Raw genomic sequence first — 16,470 nt, forward strand, 5'->3', positions numbered from 1 at the left:
GATATTTATGTCTTTTTTAAAGAATACGGACTGAGTCTGTTGAAAAAACAGCTCGCAGACACATTTATTATAGAAGTAAAGCGAACCAGGAGAACCAAAAATGAACAAAGTTGTGGAAAAATGGGATGAAATCCTGCAAATAGTCAAAACTGAACATGACCTCTCCGACGTTTCCTTCAATACCTGGCTGAAACCCCTCACTGTTTACCAGGTTGAAGGGAATGTTGTGACCATCATCGTTCCATCAGAACAGGTGGGGCTTAATTATATAAGTAAAAAATATAAACTGCCTCTCCAGGTTACTATCAGTGAAGTAACCGGAATGGAAAACTGCGATATCAACTTTATTTTACCGGAAGATGTACCGAAAAAACAGGCAGCAGCACCGAAAGCACAGTCTCAGGATGCCCGCTGTGAAGAAGCACACCTGAATCCGAAATACACGTTCGACACTTTCGTAGTAGGAAGCAATAACAAATTCGCACAGGCAGCAGCACTGGCAGTAGCAGAATCTCCCGGAGATACCTATAATCCGCTGTTTATCTACGGAGGTGCAGGACTGGGGAAAACCCATCTTATGCATTCCATCGCTCACTTCATCATTGATCATGATGAAAACAGCAAGGTACTTTATGTTACCAGTGAGGAGTTTACAAACGAACTGATCGAAACAATCCGTAACGGAAATAACTCGGCAATGACCAAGTTCCGTGAAAAATACAGAAATATTGATGTTCTTTTGGTCGATGATATTCAGTTTATTATAGGAAAGGAATCTACACAGGAGGAATTTTTCCACACCTTTAACAGTCTGCACAGTGCGAAAAAGCAGATCATCATTTCCTCAGATAAACCGCCGAAAGATATGGAAATCCTGGAAGAACGATTCCGTTCCAGATTCGAATGGGGCCTGATCGCAGATATTACACTGCCGGATTATGAAACCCGAATGGCGATCCTTCATAAAAAAGAAGAAATGGACGGCTATGATATTAATGAAGATGTTATCAAATACATTGCCAATAATATAAAATCCAATATCCGTGAACTGGAAGGCGCTATCAACAAAGTCATGGCATTCGCCAAGCTTGAAAAGAAAGAAGTTACACTGGAACTTGCGGAACAGGCACTGAAAGATATTATCTCACCGGACGAAAAGAAAGTGATCACACCAGATTACATCATATCTATGGTAGCAGAACACTTTGACGTCTCTGTAAATGACCTCTCCGGAAATAAAAGAAACTCGAAGATCGTTATGCCGCGACAGATTGCCATGTATCTCTGCAGAGAAATCATATCCACACCACTGAAATCCATTGGTAAATGTCTAGGAAACCGCGACCATACCACTATTATGCACGGTATTGATAAGATCGAACATGAAATCGAAAACGATGAAAACCTGAAAAATACCATTGATACCTTAAAGAAAAAGATTAATCCACAGGGATGAGGATAACTATCTGTATAACATGTGTATAAGATGTTGATTGAATGTGTATAAGTGTGAATAACTTTTTGCCACAATTTCGGGCTTTAAGTTTTACACAAGTTATTCACATACTTTAAGTAGGTCTGTACACGAAGTTATCCATATCCGAAAACCTTTAAAAATCAACCACCGTGGGAGTTTTTCACATATTCACATCCCCTACGGCGGTGACGGCGGACTTCTTTTATATAATTCTCTATAAAAAACACACATCCATCAGAAAGGAAGTTATACACATTATGAAAATCATATGTTCCAAAAATAACTTACTCAAAAGTGTAAGTATCTCCCTGAAAGCAGTACCATCAAAAACAACCATGCCAATCCTGGAATGTATTTTGATCGATGCAACAACAAATCAGATTAAATTTACTACCAACGATATGGAACTGGGAATTGAAACTATTGTGGAGGGAGAGATTGAAGAAAAAGGTATTATAGCTCTGGATGCCAAAATCTTCTATGAAATCATCCGAAGACTTCCAGACAACAATGTTACTATAAAAACAGATGATAAACTTACTGCCACCATTACCTGCGAGAAAGCGAAATTTACAATTCCTGGAAAATCAGGAGAAGATTTTGCGTATCTCCCAATTATTGAAAGAGAAGAGAGCCTTACGATTTCCCAGTTTACATTAAAGGAAATGATTCGTCAGACAATTTTCTCAATTGCATCTAATGAAACAAACAAATTAATGACTGGTGAACTGTTTGAAATTAAAGATAATTATCTGAAAATAGTTTCTCTGGATGGACACCGTATTGCTATCAGACGCATGGAACTGAAGAAAGATTACTCTGACAGAAAGGTTGTTGTTCCAGGTAAAACTTTAAATGAGGTCAGCAAGATCCTTTCAGGAGAACTGGATGACCTGGTTAATATTTATTTTTCAAAAAATCACATTTTATTTGAGTTTGACCAGACTATCGTGGTATCCAGACTGATCGAAGGAGAATATTTCCGTATCGACCAGATGCTTTCCAGTGATTATGAAACAAAGATCAATATTAATAAAAAGGAATTCCTGGACTGTATTGACAGAGCCACACTTCTGGTAAGAGAGGGCGAAAAGAAACCGATCATCATTGAAATCACTGATAATAGCATGGAGCTGCGCATCGATTCTGCTATGGGATCCATGAATGAAAGTATTGATATTGTAAAAGAGGGAAAAGATATCCTGATCGGCTTTAACCCGAGATTCCTGATCGATGCACTGAAAGTCATTGATGATGAAACAATCAATATCTACCTCGTGAATCCAAAAGCACCATGCTTTATCAGAGATGATGAGGAAAATTACACATATCTGATTCTGCCGGTAAATATCAACCAGAATCAGGCAAGATAGGGAGTAAATGAAAATGGAAGAGATCAGAATCAGAGATGAATTTATAAAACTGGGGCAGCTGCTGAAACTTGCGGATCTGGTACAGGATGGGGTAGAAGCGAAATATGTGATCACTGACGGTCTGGTAAAAGTGAACGGAGAAATGGATGACCGCCGCGGCCGGAAGGTCTATGAAGGTGATGTGGTTTCTTATGATGGAAAAGAAATTAAAGTAGTCAGGTAAGCGAATGTATATTGAATCCGTTCAGTTAAAAAATTTCAGAAACTATGATTCCCTGGAGCTTGATTTTGATCAGGGAACCAATATTTTTTACGGAAATAATGCCCAGGGGAAAACGAATATCCTGGAATCTCTTTATTTATGCGGGACTACCAAGTCACATAAAGGAAGCAAAGATAAGGAGATCATCCATTTCGGGCAGGATGAAGCACATATCCGGATGATGGTCAGAAGAAATGAGATGTCATATAAAGTAGACATGCATCTGCGGCGGAACAAGGCCAAGGGTGTAGCAATCAATGGTCTGCCCATCAGGAAGGCCAGTGAATTGTTCGGTGTGGTAAATATGGTGTTCTTTTCTCCCGAGGATTTAAATATTATTAAAAACGGTCCAGGGGAAAGACGCAGATTTCTTGATCTGGAGCTTTGTCAGCTTGATAAGATATATCTGACGGACCTGGCCTCCTATAATCATATTGTGAATCAGAGGAATAAGCTTCTGAAGGACCTGTATGTGAAACCGGATCTGAAGGGGACTCTGGAAATCTGGGATATGCAGATGGCAGAATACGGCCGCAGGATCATAGAGAAACGTCAGAAATTCGTAGAAGAACTTAATGGGATCATTCAGGAGATCCACAGGAATCTGACTGGCCAGGCTGAAACACTGGAGATCATATATGAGCCAAGCTGTACAGCCGAAGAGCTGGAACTGGTAACTGCCCGGAACAGGGAGAGGGATATGCGGATGAAAATAACCAGTGCCGGTCCTCACAGGGATGATCTGTGTGTCAGGGCCAACGGGATTGATATCCGTAGATATGGATCTCAGGGTCAGCAGCGTACAGCGGCGCTTTCGCTGAAGCTGTCAGAAATATACATTGTGGAGAGAAAAATAAAAGATACGCCGATCCTGCTTCTGGATGATGTTTTGTCTGAACTGGACAGCAGCAGACAGAATTATCTTCTGGAGAGCATTCATGATATTCAGACCATGATCACCTGTACGGGGCTGGATGATTTTGTCAGTCATCAGTTCCATATAAACAAGGTCTTTCAGGTGGTTCAGGGAACGGTCTGTCAGCCCTGATGAATATCTTTTGACAAGGATAGGGGCTTATGTTACACTGAGGACAATTATGGTTACTGGAGTGAACAGTAACCAATTATGGAAAGTTGGTGAATACGTTGGACAAGGAAGAATTTCGGATAAAACTGGAAGAGATCAATAAACTGGTTCAGAAGAAGGACTATAAAGGTGCCATGGGGATTGTTGACAGTATTGACTGGCGCCGTGTCAAAAACGTCCGGACTCTGTGCGTAGTTGGTGAGATTTATGCTGCCAATGGCAGATATGAGGACAGTAAGGAAATTTTTTTACTGGCATATCATAAAGCGTCTATCGGTAAAAATATTCTGTACCGTCTGATCGAGATATCTCTGAAGATGAAAGATATCAACGAAGCAGAAGAATTTTTCGATGAGTACAGGCAGGTGGCATCTAACGATACTACCCAGTATATCCTTCAGTATAAGATCGCGAAAGCAAAAGATATTTCTATAAATGAGCAGATCAGGATTCTGGAAGAATATAAAGAACAGGAATTTACGGAAAAGTGGTCCTATGAGCTGGCGACCCTGTATTATAAGGCAGGAGAGAAGCAGAAGTGTCTGGATTTATGCAATGAGATCATTCTGTGGTTCAGTGAAGGAAAATTTGTTATGAAAGCATATGATCTGAAACTGCGTATGGGTGAACTTACAGGGGAAGAGAAAGCCAAATATGAGAAACAGTTTGTTCCGAAGCTGATCACTCCGGAAGAAGCGAAAAACATGAATCTGAAGAAAACAGAAGAGGAAAAAGAGACAGACAAACAGTCTGAAGATTCCGCAGAAGAAAAAGCAGCTGTAAGTTCAGTTTCTTCAGGACAGGAAATTGAGAGTATTCCGGTTACGGAAGAGAGTCTCAGCGATATGGAAAGCATTCAGGACAAAATTTCCAAGGGAATCCGGGATATTTTCGGCGGTGGAAAGAAGAAGGAAGAAGATTCTATGGACTCTGTCATGGAAGGGGAGTCTCAGAATCTGGTAAAGGAAAATATTTCTGAGGATATTTCTGAAGATATTCCAGGAGATATTCCTGAAGAGATCATAAAGAGTGATGTATCAGAGCAGGAACCGGAGAATGTACCGGAGCTGGAAGCAGAACCTGCCAAACCAGGTGAAAGTCCGGTTGTAAAAGAGAAAGAAGTAAAAGAAGAACAGAAACCGCAGATGGATCCTGCCGATTTTTCCAAAACAATGAAACTTCCGGAATTAAAAATACCGAAGTCCATGAAAAATATGGAAATGAGCAGTGCACCGAAGGTTCCGGATCTTCCAAAAACAGGTTTTTCACAGAGTGCAAGTGGAGAATTTAATCTGGAGGACAGCATTCTTGCTGCGGCAACTGCACAGGGAATCGAAATTCCGGATGAAAAGCCAGAAGAAGTAAAAGAGGAAGTTACGGCAGAGAAACAGGAAGAAGTTCAGGAATATGAAAAAGCTCCGGAGACAAATGAAGAACCAGAGAAGACAGAACCGGAACTAGAAGAACCAGATTTCCTGAATATGGATATTTTGGATGAAGAATCAGAAGAACTGACTGATGTAACGAAAATGCCGGATTTCTTATCCGATGATGAAGAGGAAACTCTTACAGAAGAGGATCTGCAGAGTGCAGAAGCAGAGTTTCTGCGGGGACCTGAGAAGAAGGAAGAACCTGCGGTTCAGGAATCTCAGGAACCAGAAGAAACCCAGGAAGATGACAGTCTCGTAATCCCGGAGATTCCTGATGAGGAAGAAGAACTTACAGAGGAAGAGGAACTGGAACGTTTCATAGAATCTCTGACACCGGAAAATGAGAAGGATCCTCTTAACATAGTACCGAGGGAAAAGGCACTTACAGATGAAGAAAAGCAGCTGTTTACATATTTCGTGAAAGTTCCTGGAATGAAAGACCAGCTTATCGATACTTTATGCGATGTTCAGATGGCTGCTGCCGACAGAACATCGAAAACAGGAAATATTATTGTCATGGGTGGCAGAGAGTGCGGAAAGACCAGACTGATCTCAGGGATGATCCCTGCAATCTGTAAGGAACTGAACCTGGAAGCATCCAAAGTGGCCTATGTATTCGCTGATCAGATAAACGGAAAGAATATTTATAAAATATTCAGCAAGCTGGCAGGAGGTTTCCTGGTTATTGAAAATGCAAACCAGCTTACACCGGAAACAGTGGAAATGCTGGATAAGGCGATGGAAGCCAATACAGACGGACTGACTGTGATCGTAGAAGACGAAAAGATCGGAATGCGTAAGTTTATGGCCAGATTCCCGAAATTGGCACAGAAGTTTACTTCAATGATAAATATTCCGGTATTTACCAATGATGAACTTGTGAATTTCGCCAGAGTGTATACGAAAGAGAACGGATATGCAATAGATCAGATGGGAATGCTGGCATTATATAATCTTATCGGCATTAATCAGAAAGAAGACCAGCCTATGAATGTAGGTGCAGTTAAGGATCTTATCGATGCTGCGATTGTGAAATCACAGGGAGGAATCCGTAAATTCCAGCGTAATATTTCCAAAAAACGTATAGATAAAGACGGATATATCGTTCTGTATGAGAAAGATTTCAGTAAATAAGAAAGATTTTATAAATAAAAACAGATATTAAGTCAGATGAAAGGGAAGTAATGAGTATGGCCAGACCTTATCTCGGAGATCCGAAACGTACCATAGAGGTACTTCAGAAATATAACTTTGCATTCCAGAAACGGTTTGGTCAGAACTTTCTGATCGATACCCATGTTCTGGAGAAAATAATCGCATCTGCAGAGATCACGAAGGATGATTTTGTGCTGGAGATCGGTCCTGGAATCGGAACCATGACACAGTATCTTGCAGAAGCGGCAAGAGAAGTTGCAGCAGTAGAAATCGATAAAACACTGATTCCTATCCTTCAGGACACACTGAAGGAATGGAATAACGTAACAGTTATCAATAATGACATCCTGAAGGTGGACATCAGGCAGCTGGCACTGGAGAAGAATCAGGGACGTCCCATTAAGGTGGTGGCAAATCTGCCGTATTACATTACTACCCCTATTATTATGGGATTGTTTGAGAATCAGGTTCCTATTGAGTCCATTACCATTATGGTGCAGAAAGAAGTGGCAGACAGGATGCAGGTAGGTCCGGGCACCAAGGATTACGGGGCTTTGTCCCTGGCTGTGCAGTATTATGCCAGACCTGAGATCGTGGCAAATGTACCGCCGAACTGTTTTATGCCCAGACCGAAGGTGGGAAGTGCAGTGATCCGTCTGGAAAGATATGAACAGCCACCGGTTCAGGTAAAGGATGAGAAACTGATGTTCAGACTGATCCGGGCATCTTTTAACCAGAGAAGAAAAACTCTGGTAAACGGACTGAAGAATTCTCCGGAACTTCATTTCTCCAAAGAGGAAATAGAACAGGCCTTAGTCAATTGTGGACTGTCACTGACTGTAAGAGGAGAGGCTCTTACACTGGAGCAGTTTGCGCAGCTGGCAAATGCATTTGAATAGCTTTTGAATAACGGAAAAAGCATCCGATGGCTGGTCGGATGCTTTTTTGTTACGTTCAAATTTATTTTTTAAAAGGAAGGAGAGTTAATTGCCTTTTGGGCAATCAACATATGAAAAAGAAATTTTGTAAAAATAATGTTGGCTGTATTACTTTTACAACTGTTAGTATATAGGGAAATTATGATAGAATCGTGTGTAACTTGTGAAAAAAATTTGAACAAACGTCAAAGGTTTTGTGAAGGATATTGATTTTACAGAAGATCCGGAAGGTGTGTTATAATGTCCCGGTAAATTGAAACAGGTCTTCAGACTGATTGTAATTATGGAGGTAATTAAAATGAAAATAAAGAAAATTGGAGTACTGATCATGGCAGGTGTACTTATGTGTACAGCACCGGCGGCATCTGTTATGGCGTCTGATGCTGCCGATACAGTACAGGAAATCATCACAGATAATGAAATTGATTCCCTGGTTTCAGATCCGGATGCAGTAGTGGATATCATCATGTATGCCAAGGATCAGATCGCACAGCAGGATATTTCTGATGATCAGATCCGGGAGATCATCCAGGCAGGAGAGAATACTGCGGGAGTAAGTCTTACAGAGGAAGAAGAGAATAAACTGATCACTATTGTGAAAAAAGTGAAAGATACCAACATCGATGAAGAACAGCTGAGAAGTACAGTAACAAAGGTTTATGACAAACTGCAGGAGATGGGAATCGGCAAAGAAGAGGTAAAAGGAATTCTGCACAAGCTGGTTGATTTCGCTAAGAGCCTTTTGAACTGATATAAGAAATATATGTGAAAATTTATAAAAAAAATATAAAATCAAATAGAAAATTGTGCAAATAAACGGAAAGTTAACCGCGCGTTCATAATTTATTCATAATTAATTGCTATTATATAAACAGTTCGAAAGAACCTACGAAAGACGTTGTAATGTGTTATCATTACACATAAATTTTTTTCATAATAATAGCCCCGGTAAACCACTGCCGGGGCACTCCTCGTTTTACGGGGATTTTCTGCATATAAAAGCTCCTGAAGTTACACCTCAGGAGTTTTATTTATTTTTCCGTATTTCTGGATTTCGTTGTTCAGTTCCTCCATACGCTGGTCAAGCTCTGCGACATATCTTGCACATTCCCGAAGTTCCTTCGTAATGTAGTCAGGTCCGTCACCTTCGAATTTGTAATGCATTTTATGCTCCAGTGTGGCCCAGAAATCCTGGGCTACAGTACGGATCTGGATCTCCACTTTCGTGTCAATAATGCTGTCTGAGAGGAAGACCGGAGTGGTTACCAGCATATGGTAGCTTCTGTAACCGCTTTTCTTGGGGTTTTTCATATAATCGCGTCTGGCGAGGATAGTCAGGTCGTTCTGTTTGGAGATCATATCTGCAATGAGGTAGATATCAGAGGTAAAAGAACAGCTGATCCGGATGCCTGCAATATCGTTCACATAGCGGACCATGTTCTCTATGCTGGAATCATAACCGTGACGTTTCAGTTTCTTCACAATGCTTTCAGGAGTTTTGATCCTGGATTTCACATGCTCGATAGGATTATATTTATGACGGTGCTGAAATTCATCGTTTAAGATGTCAATTTTCGTATTGATCTGTTTCAGGGCTGACTGGTATACGAACATGACAGTCTCCCAGTCGTTCAGTTCTTTGAAGTCCCGCAGAGGGACGGAATCATAATTCATCTGTTGGTTCCTTTCTGTATGAAAAAAAATACAAGTTTATTATACCATATAACCTTTCGTTTGGAAATTCAGATTTCCATTATTCTCGGGGTTGTGCTATAATGTTGCCAAAATATTGACGTTATATAATTTTTCGGGTAAAGGAGAACAGATAATGGCTGAATCAATGAAAGATTATGAAAATGAACTGGAAGCTTCCTTCAAGAAAATTGAGGAAGGTGATATTCTTACAGGTACTGTGATCAGTGTAGATGAAAAAGAAGTAACAGTTGATCTGAAATATTATGCAGAGGGAATCATTCCTGCTGAAGATTACAGCAGAGAACCGGGATTTTCCCTGAAGGATGAAGTTCATCCAGGAGATGAAGTATCTGCCACAGTAATAAGAACAGATGACGGACAGGGAAATATTCTGTTATCCAGAGTAGAGGCAGCGGATGTTCTGGCATGGGATAAGCTGCAGGAACTGAAGAAATCAGGAGAGATTCTGGATGTGGTTGTCAAAGGAGTGGTAAATGGAGGCGTTATTGCTTATGTAGAAGGTGTACGCGGATTTATCCCGGCATCCAAGCTGGCTTTAAGCTATGTAGAAGATACCAATGAGTATCTGAATAAACCCATCCAGGTTCGTGTATTTGATGTAGAAAAAGAAAATAAGAGATTAATTCTTTCAGCACGGGAAATATTAAGAGAGAAAGCAGAGGAAGAGAGAAGAAATAAAGTTTCCAATGTACAGGTAGGACTGGTCACAGAAGGTGTGGTAGAGAGTCTTCAGCCTTACGGAGCTTTCGTTGATCTGGGCAATGGACTGTCCGGACTGGTCCATATTTCACAGATCTGCGAAAAAAGGATCAAAAAACCATCAGAAGTTCTCGCTGTAGGAGATAAAGTGAAGGTAAAAGTTACAGCAGTAAAAGATGGCAAATTAAGCCTGAGTATTAAAGAAGCCACAGATATGATGGCGAAAGAAGTAGAGGAAGAAGTGATAGAACTTCCGGATTCAGGGGAAGAAGCAACTACATCACTTGGAACTCTTTTTGCTAATATTAAATTAGATTAATCAGCAGAGGATTGAACAGAATGAAAAATCAGGAGAGAATATTTGTAATAGGACATAAGAATCCGGATACTGATTCCATCTGCTCAGCTATTGCTTATGCGGATATTAAAAACAGGACTTCGCAGAAGGTGAAATATGTTGCGAAACGTGCCGGACAGATCAATGAAGAAACAGAATATGTGCTGAACCGTTTCGGCATGCAGCCACCGGGATATCTTTCCAACATCGGAACTCAGGTGAAAGATATGGATATCCGCATGAGTCCTGAGGCAGATAAGAGCATGTCTCTGAAGAATGCATGGGACTTGATGATGGAAAAGAGTATTGTATCTCTTCCGATCAGAGACAGGGAAGGACAGCTGGAAGGTCTGATTACTATCGGTGATATTGCGAAGACTTATATGGATACTACAGACAGCTATCTTTTGTCCAGAGCGAAGACCCAGTATAAGAGGATCGCAGAGACCATTGGAGGTACAGTGATTGAGGGAAATGAGCATGGATATTTTGTCAATGGTAAGGTTATGGTAGGAACTGCCAATCCAGAGATGCTGAAGGCTTACGTAGAAGAAGATGACCTGATCATCATGGGTGACAGAGAGGAAGACCATCTGCAGGCCATTGCCCAGAATGTGAGCTGTATTATTGTGGGAATGGGAATCGAAGTTACGGAAAAAGTTATCAAACTGGCCCATGAACGGGAGATTATCATTATCCGTTCCCCGTATGATACATTTACCATCGCCAGACTGATCAACCAGAGCATTCCGGTAAAATATATTATGAAAACAGATAATCTGGTAACCTTCAGTACTGAAGATTTCACAGATGATATCCAGAATGAAATGATCAAACACCGTCATCGTGCATTCCCGGTTATTAACAAAAAAGGCAAATGTATCGGAACTATTTCCCGAAGAAATTTCTTGGATATGCATAAGAAAAAAGTGGCACTGGTAGATCATAATGAAAAAGATCAGGCTGTAGATAATATAGAGAAAGCGGAGATCATGGAGATCATTGACCATCATAAACTGGGATCATTAGAGACGATGACTCCCATCTCATTCAGAAATCAGCCGGTAGGATGTACAGCTACTATTCTGTATGAAATGTACGGAGAACAGAAGCTGGAGATATCACCGACCATAGCAGGACTTCTCTGCGCTGCGATCATTTCCGATACGTTGATGTTCCGTTCACCGACCTGTACATTGTCTGATAAAATGGCAGCAGGTGCGCTGGCACTGATCGCTGGAATTGATATTGAAAAATTTGGCAGAGAGATGTTTAAAGCAGGAAGTAATCTTAAGGATAAATCTCCGGAAGAAATATTCTATCAGGATTATAAGAAGTTCATTGCAGAAGGTGATATTAACTTCGGTGTAGGACAGATCAGTTCTATGGATACAGACGAGCTGGCAGTGATCAAAGAGCGTCTGGTTCCGTTTATGGTCAGCGAATGCGGACGCCATGGTGTCACCAGAGTTTACTTCATGCTGACGAATATTATCGAGGAGTCTACAGAACTTCTTTATTATGGAGATGGCAGTGAAGAGATGGCGAAGATTGCGTTCCATATGGATCCGGTAGACGGAGCCTTTGACCTGAAAGGCGTGGTATCACGTAAGAAACAGCTGATCCCGGCGCTTATGGAAGCTGCTCAGGCAGGCCAGAATGATTACAACTGATCCGGAACTGAAGCTGACAATTTAGATTGGAAATAAAAAAATGGCAAAAGAAACATGGAAAGCCGGGAATATGCTTTATCCACTTCCGGCAGTTATGGTAAGTGTTACAGATGGAGAAGGAAATGACAATATCATTACCATTGCATGGGCGGGGACGGTATGTACCAATCCTCCCATGGTTTCCATATCTGTGCGTCCGTCACGTTTTTCCTATGAAATGTTGAAGAAAACAGGGGAATTCGTGATCAATCTTACAACAGAAGATCTGGCCTATGCCACAGATTACTGCGGGGTACGGTCAGGCAGAGATGTTGACAAATTTAAAGAAATGAAGCTGACTAAGGAGAAGGCTGATTTCGTAAAAGTACCTATGATCGTGGAATCACCGGTAAATATTGAATGCAGGGTAAAACAGGTGATGGAACTGGGATCTCATCATATGTTCCTGGCAGATGTGCTGGCAGTTCATGCAGATCCGGCCTATATGGATGAGAACAAAAAATTCCACCTGAATAATGCGAAACCGCTGGTGTATTCTCATGGAGAATATCTGGGAACAGGTAAATCCCTGGGGACTTTCGGCTACAGTGTAAAAAAGAAGAAAAAGGCGGGAAACCGCAGAAAACGTTAGATTTGCAGTTGCTAATAAGTTGTGATACAATGAAAGGACATGAACATGAATAACGTGACATTAATAGGTATGCCCGGTTCAGGGAAAAGCACTATTGGAGTAATTCTGGCGAAGGCACTTGGATACCAGTTCCTGGATACAGACCTGGTGATCCAGAAAGAAGAGAAAAGAAAGCTTTCACAGATCATTGCAGAAGAAGGACCGGAAGGTTTTAAAAGAATTGAGAATCGTGTAAATGCATCTATTCATGTAACAGATACAGTAATTGCTCCGGGAGGAAGCGTGATTTACTGCCCGGAGGCAATGGAGCATCTGAAATCTATTGGTCAGGTCGTGTATCTGAAATTATCTCTGGAATCTCTTTCTAAACGTCTGGGTAATCTGAGAGGACGGGGAGTCCTGTTGAAAGAAGGCCAGACATTGGCAGATCTGTACGAGGAAAGGGTACCTTTGTACGAGAAATATGCCGATATTGTAGTAGACGAAGAGGGGAAAGATTTGGAAGAGAGTCTTAAGGCAGTTTTGGAGATAATACATAACGGATAATGGAACCTGGTAAGCAGCCCGTGAATGTAGAAGAGGAACAGGGTAAAATAAATTTTATTTACAAATGATAATTATATGCTATAATATACAACTGACTTAAAAAGAAGATAATCATTTGGGCGAGGCGGATAGCCAGTATCCGCGCAGCGTTCCGCTCCTGGAGTAAAAATAATTATAGAGGTGTATTATGGAACAGTACGTTATCAAAGGTGGAAACCCGTTAGTCGGTGAGGTCGAAATAGCTGGCGCTAAGAATGCGGCGCTGGCAATTCTGGCTGCAGCTATTATGACTGACGAAACTATATTAATTGAAAACCTGCCGGATGTAAGAGATATTAATGTGTTACTTGAAGCAATCGCCGGTATCGGAGCACAGGTAGACCGTATTGATAAATCTACAGTGAAGATCAATGGATCAACTATCGGTGATGTAAGTGTAGATTATGAATATATCAAGAAGATCAGAGCTTCTTATTATCTGCTTGGTGCACTTCTGGGTAAATATAAGCATGCAGAAGTACCGCTTCCAGGCGGATGTAATATTGGAAGCCGTCCTATTGATCAGCATCTGAAGGGATTCAGAGCACTTGGTGCAGATGTTGATATTATGCACGGTGCTATTGTTGCGAAAGCAGATGAACTTCATGGAAGCCATATTTTCCTTGATGTTGTTTCTGTAGGCGCGACTATCAATATCATGATGGCAGCGTCACTTGCACCGGGTCGCACAATTCTGGAGAATGCAGCGAGGGAACCTCATGTAGTAGATGTTGCGAACTTCCTGAACAGTATGGGTGCCAATATCAAGGGTGCAGGAACAGATGTGATCCGTATTAAAGGTGTTGAGAAGCTTCACCGTACAGAATATTCAATTATTCCGGATCAGATCGAAGCAGGAACTTTCATGTTTGCAGCAGCAGCTACAGGTGGAGATGTTACAGTAAAGAATGTTATTCCGAAACATCTGGAAGCAACTACAGCCAAGCTGGAAGAAATCGGATGTGAAGTTGAGGAGTTTGATGATGCAGTACGTGTACGTGCTGCAGGCAGATTACATCGTACTCATGTAAAAACTCTTCCGTATCCTGGATATCCTACAGATATGCAGCCGCAGATCGCTGTTACTCTGGCTCTTGCAGAAGGAACCAGCATAGTAACAGAGAGTATTTTTGAAAACAGATTCAAATACGCGGACGAGCTTTCCCGTATGGGTGCGAACATCAAGGTGGAAGGAAATTCCGCGATCATTGATGGTGTAAAGAAGCTGACCGGAGCCAGAGTCAGTGCTCCCGACCTGAGAGCAGGTGCAGCTCTTGTTATCGCAGGTCTGGCAGCAGATGGAATCACCATAGTAGACGATATTGTTTACATTCAGAGAGGATATGAAAACTTCGAAGAGAAGCTCAGATCTCTGGGTGCTGAAATCGAGAGAGTGTCCAGTGAAAAGGAAATTCAGAAATTCCGTCTCAGAGTAGGTTGAGATGAGAAAATATTTTAAATAATAAATTATGCTTGACATTCTATTATGTTGAGTATATTCTATGATGTGCAACAATCTTAATGAAAGTTAATAAATAGTATAGCCTTTTATTCAGAGTGGTGGAGATACAAAGGATCTATGAAGCCACGGCAACCCCTTTTTGCGGAGGAAGGTGCCAACCTGAGCGAGTGATCGAACAATAAGAGGATTGTTGAGGCATTTAAACAGTCCGATTACTTCGGGCTGTTTCTTTTTGTTAACTGTATACAGCCGCTTGACGGCAGAACTGATAATTACATTTACAATAAAAAGGAGAAAACAATGGAGAAAATTTTATTTACTTCTGAATCTGTAACTGAAGGCCATCCTGACAAAATGTGCGATGCCATTTCAGATGCCATTCTTGATGCTATCATGGAGCAGGATCCAATGGGACGTGTTGCATGTGAAACTGCTACTACAACAGGTCTTGTACTTGTAATGGGTGAGATCACTACAACTGCAAATATTGATATTCAGCAGATCGTAAGAAATACAGTTCGTGAGATAGGATATGACCGCGGTAAATACGGTTTCGATGCAGATACCTGCGCAGTTATCACTGCTCTGGACAAACAGTCCGCAGATATCGCACTTGGTGTAGATAAGGCACTGGAAGCCAAGATGGGCGAGGATGAGATCAATGCTATCGGTGCAGGAGATCAGGGTATCCAATTCGGTTATGCTTCCAATGAGACAGAAGAATATATGCCATATGCGATCAACATGGCACATAAGCTTGCACGTCAGCTGACAAAGGTTCGTAAAGACGGCACATTAAAGTACTTAAGACCAGATGGAAAAACACAGGTGACTGTAGAATATGATGCAGAAGGCAAGCCGTGCCGTATTGATGCAGTAGTATGCTCTACACAGCATGACCCGGATGTAACTCAGGAGCAGATCCATGAGGACATTAAGAAATATGTATTTGATGAGATCATCCCGGCTGATATGGTAGACGAGGATACAAAATACTTCATCAATCCTACAGGACGTTTTGTAATCGGCGGACCTCACGGTGACAGTGGACTTACAGGACGTAAGATCATCGTTGATACTTACGGCGGATCCGGACGTCACGGCGGCGGAGCTTTCTCTGGAAAGGACTGCACAAAGGTTGACCGTTCTGCAGCATATGCAGCTCGTTATGTAGCTAAGAATATCGTAGCAGCAGGACTTGCTGACAAATGCGAAATTCAGCTTTCCTATGCGATCGGTGTAGCTCATCCTACATCTGTTCATGTAGAAACATTTGGAACAGGAAAAGTTTCTGATGTGAAACTGGTAGAGATCATCCGTGATAATTTCGATCTTCGTCCGGCGGGAATCATCAAGATGCTTGACCTGAGAAGACCAATCTACAAACAGACAGCAGCTTACGGACACTTCGGACGTACAGATGTAGATCTTCCATGGGAGCATCTGGACAAAGTTGAAGACCTGAAGAAATATCTGGCATAATAAAAGATACAGGTTTTATAAAACAACATAAAGATTTATCAGGCAGAGATCATCTGACGCATATTTGCGCAGGATGGTTTCTGTCTTTTTTATAGAAAATTTAGATATGCAGAGTGGGATTCATGATATAATAAATGAAAGTGAGCCAGTACAGGAAGGTAAC

Annotated in this window: 14 protein-coding genes and 1 riboswitch; of the genes, 13 read left to right on the plus strand and 1 reads right to left on the minus strand. The window is 41.4% G+C overall.

Annotated elements, in window-relative coordinates:
• The first annotated feature begins 100 nt into the window (after positions 1–100).
• From dnaA to R8695_RS00035, 7 genes are all read left to right on the plus strand, one after another.
• Entirely contained in the window at positions 101–1,456 is a 1,356-nt protein-coding gene (gene dnaA, locus R8695_RS00005; protein ID WP_118511927.1) for a chromosomal replication initiator protein DnaA, read from the plus strand.
• A 278-nt stretch (positions 1,457–1,734) separates the two neighbouring features.
• Positions 1,735–2,850, plus strand: coding sequence for a DNA polymerase III subunit beta (gene dnaN / locus R8695_RS00010; RefSeq protein ID WP_118511925.1), 1,116 nt, complete (start codon positions 1,735–1,737; stop codon positions 2,848–2,850).
• A gap of 13 nt (positions 2,851–2,863) precedes the next feature.
• A complete protein-coding gene (locus tag R8695_RS00015) occupies positions 2,864–3,073 on the plus strand; it encodes an RNA-binding S4 domain-containing protein (RefSeq protein WP_118511923.1) in 210 nt (69 codons plus the stop codon).
• 4 nt (positions 3,074–3,077) lie between these two features.
• Positions 3,078–4,160, plus strand: a complete 1,083-nt coding sequence (gene recF / locus R8695_RS00020) for a DNA replication/repair protein RecF (RefSeq protein WP_154780163.1) — start codon at positions 3,078–3,080, stop codon at positions 4,158–4,160.
• A 98-nt stretch (positions 4,161–4,258) separates the two neighbouring features.
• Complete coding sequence (locus R8695_RS00025; protein WP_243139499.1) at positions 4,259–6,763, plus strand: tetratricopeptide repeat protein; 2,505 nt, start codon at positions 4,259–4,261, stop codon at positions 6,761–6,763.
• 56 nt (positions 6,764–6,819) lie between these two features.
• The gene (gene rsmA / locus R8695_RS00030; RefSeq protein ID WP_154780165.1) at positions 6,820–7,683 is read left to right on the plus strand and encodes a 16S rRNA (adenine(1518)-N(6)/adenine(1519)-N(6))-dimethyltransferase RsmA; all 864 of its coding nucleotides are present in this window, start codon (positions 6,820–6,822) and stop codon (positions 7,681–7,683) included.
• 337 nt (positions 7,684–8,020) lie between these two features.
• Complete coding sequence (locus tag R8695_RS00035; protein WP_154780166.1) at positions 8,021–8,473, plus strand: DUF1002 domain-containing protein; 453 nt, start codon at positions 8,021–8,023, stop codon at positions 8,471–8,473.
• Between the two features lie 260 nt (positions 8,474–8,733).
• On the opposite strand, the gene R8695_RS00040 is transcribed toward R8695_RS00035, so the two are convergent.
• Complete coding sequence (locus R8695_RS00040) at positions 8,734–9,396, minus strand: GTP pyrophosphokinase (RefSeq protein ID WP_118511913.1); 663 nt, start codon at positions 9,394–9,396, stop codon at positions 8,734–8,736.
• 154 nt (positions 9,397–9,550) lie between these two features.
• On the opposite strand from R8695_RS00040, the gene R8695_RS00045 reads away from it, so the two are divergent.
• The 6 genes from R8695_RS00045 to metK all read left to right on the plus strand — a co-directional run bounded on the left by R8695_RS00045 (position 9,551) and on the right by metK (position 16,307).
• The gene (locus tag R8695_RS00045) at positions 9,551–10,456 is read left to right on the plus strand and encodes a S1 RNA-binding domain-containing protein (RefSeq protein ID WP_154780167.1); all 906 of its coding nucleotides are present in this window, start codon (positions 9,551–9,553) and stop codon (positions 10,454–10,456) included.
• Between the two features lie 20 nt (positions 10,457–10,476).
• Positions 10,477–12,147, plus strand: a complete 1,671-nt coding sequence (locus R8695_RS00050; protein ID WP_154780168.1) for a putative manganese-dependent inorganic diphosphatase — start codon at positions 10,477–10,479, stop codon at positions 12,145–12,147.
• Between the two features lie 40 nt (positions 12,148–12,187).
• Positions 12,188–12,778, plus strand: coding sequence for a flavin reductase family protein (locus R8695_RS00055; protein WP_154780169.1), 591 nt, complete (start codon positions 12,188–12,190; stop codon positions 12,776–12,778).
• A 45-nt stretch (positions 12,779–12,823) separates the two neighbouring features.
• Positions 12,824–13,324 (plus strand): shikimate kinase, encoded by a 501-nt coding sequence (locus R8695_RS00060; RefSeq protein WP_118511905.1) that lies wholly within the window; start codon positions 12,824–12,826, stop codon positions 13,322–13,324.
• Between the two features lie 187 nt (positions 13,325–13,511).
• Positions 13,512–14,804 carry a UDP-N-acetylglucosamine 1-carboxyvinyltransferase gene (locus R8695_RS00065; protein WP_118511903.1) on the plus strand — a complete coding sequence of 431 codons (1,293 nt, stop codon included), beginning with the start codon at positions 13,512–13,514 and terminating at the stop codon, positions 14,802–14,804.
• A gap of 104 nt (positions 14,805–14,908) precedes the next feature.
• Positions 14,909–15,010: riboswitch (SAM riboswitch) on the plus strand.
• Positions 15,011–15,125: 115 nt separating this feature from the next.
• Positions 15,126–16,307, plus strand: a complete 1,182-nt coding sequence (metK, locus tag R8695_RS00070) for a methionine adenosyltransferase (RefSeq protein WP_118511901.1) — start codon at positions 15,126–15,128, stop codon at positions 16,305–16,307.
• The last annotated feature ends 163 nt before the right edge of the window (positions 16,308–16,470 follow it).

It is taken from the genome of Blautia luti (assembly GCF_033096465.1).
In the GTDB taxonomy this organism is placed as follows: domain Bacteria; phylum Bacillota; class Clostridia; order Lachnospirales; family Lachnospiraceae; genus Blautia_A; species Blautia_A luti.

Bases quoted from the DNA above. Each gene is read 5' to 3' on its own strand.
- R8695_RS00050 (WP_154780168.1), top strand. From the start codon at position 10,477: ATGAAAAATCAGGAGAGAATATTTGTAATAGGACATAAGAATCCGGAT.
- R8695_RS00015 (WP_118511923.1), top strand. From the start codon at position 2,864: ATGGAAGAGATCAGAATCAGAGATGAATTTATAAAACTGGGGCAGCTG.
- R8695_RS00055 (WP_154780169.1), top strand. From the start codon at position 12,188: ATGGCAAAAGAAACATGGAAAGCCGGGAATATGCTTTATCCACTTCCG.
- recF (WP_154780163.1), top strand. From the start codon at position 3,078: ATGTATATTGAATCCGTTCAGTTAAAAAATTTCAGAAACTATGATTCC.
- R8695_RS00045 (WP_154780167.1), top strand. From the start codon at position 9,551: ATGGCTGAATCAATGAAAGATTATGAAAATGAACTGGAAGCTTCCTTC.
- R8695_RS00065 (WP_118511903.1), top strand. From the start codon at position 13,512: ATGGAACAGTACGTTATCAAAGGTGGAAACCCGTTAGTCGGTGAGGTC.
- dnaN (WP_118511925.1), top strand. From the start codon at position 1,735: ATGAAAATCATATGTTCCAAAAATAACTTACTCAAAAGTGTAAGTATC.
- R8695_RS00040 (WP_118511913.1), bottom strand. From the start codon at position 9,396: ATGAATTATGATTCCGTCCCTCTGCGGGACTTCAAAGAACTGAACGAC.
- R8695_RS00035 (WP_154780166.1), top strand. From the start codon at position 8,021: ATGAAAATAAAGAAAATTGGAGTACTGATCATGGCAGGTGTACTTATG.
- R8695_RS00060 (WP_118511905.1), top strand. From the start codon at position 12,824: ATGAATAACGTGACATTAATAGGTATGCCCGGTTCAGGGAAAAGCACT.
- dnaA (WP_118511927.1), top strand. From the start codon at position 101: ATGAACAAAGTTGTGGAAAAATGGGATGAAATCCTGCAAATAGTCAAA.
- rsmA (WP_154780165.1), top strand. From the start codon at position 6,820: ATGGCCAGACCTTATCTCGGAGATCCGAAACGTACCATAGAGGTACTT.
- metK (WP_118511901.1), top strand. From the start codon at position 15,126: ATGGAGAAAATTTTATTTACTTCTGAATCTGTAACTGAAGGCCATCCT.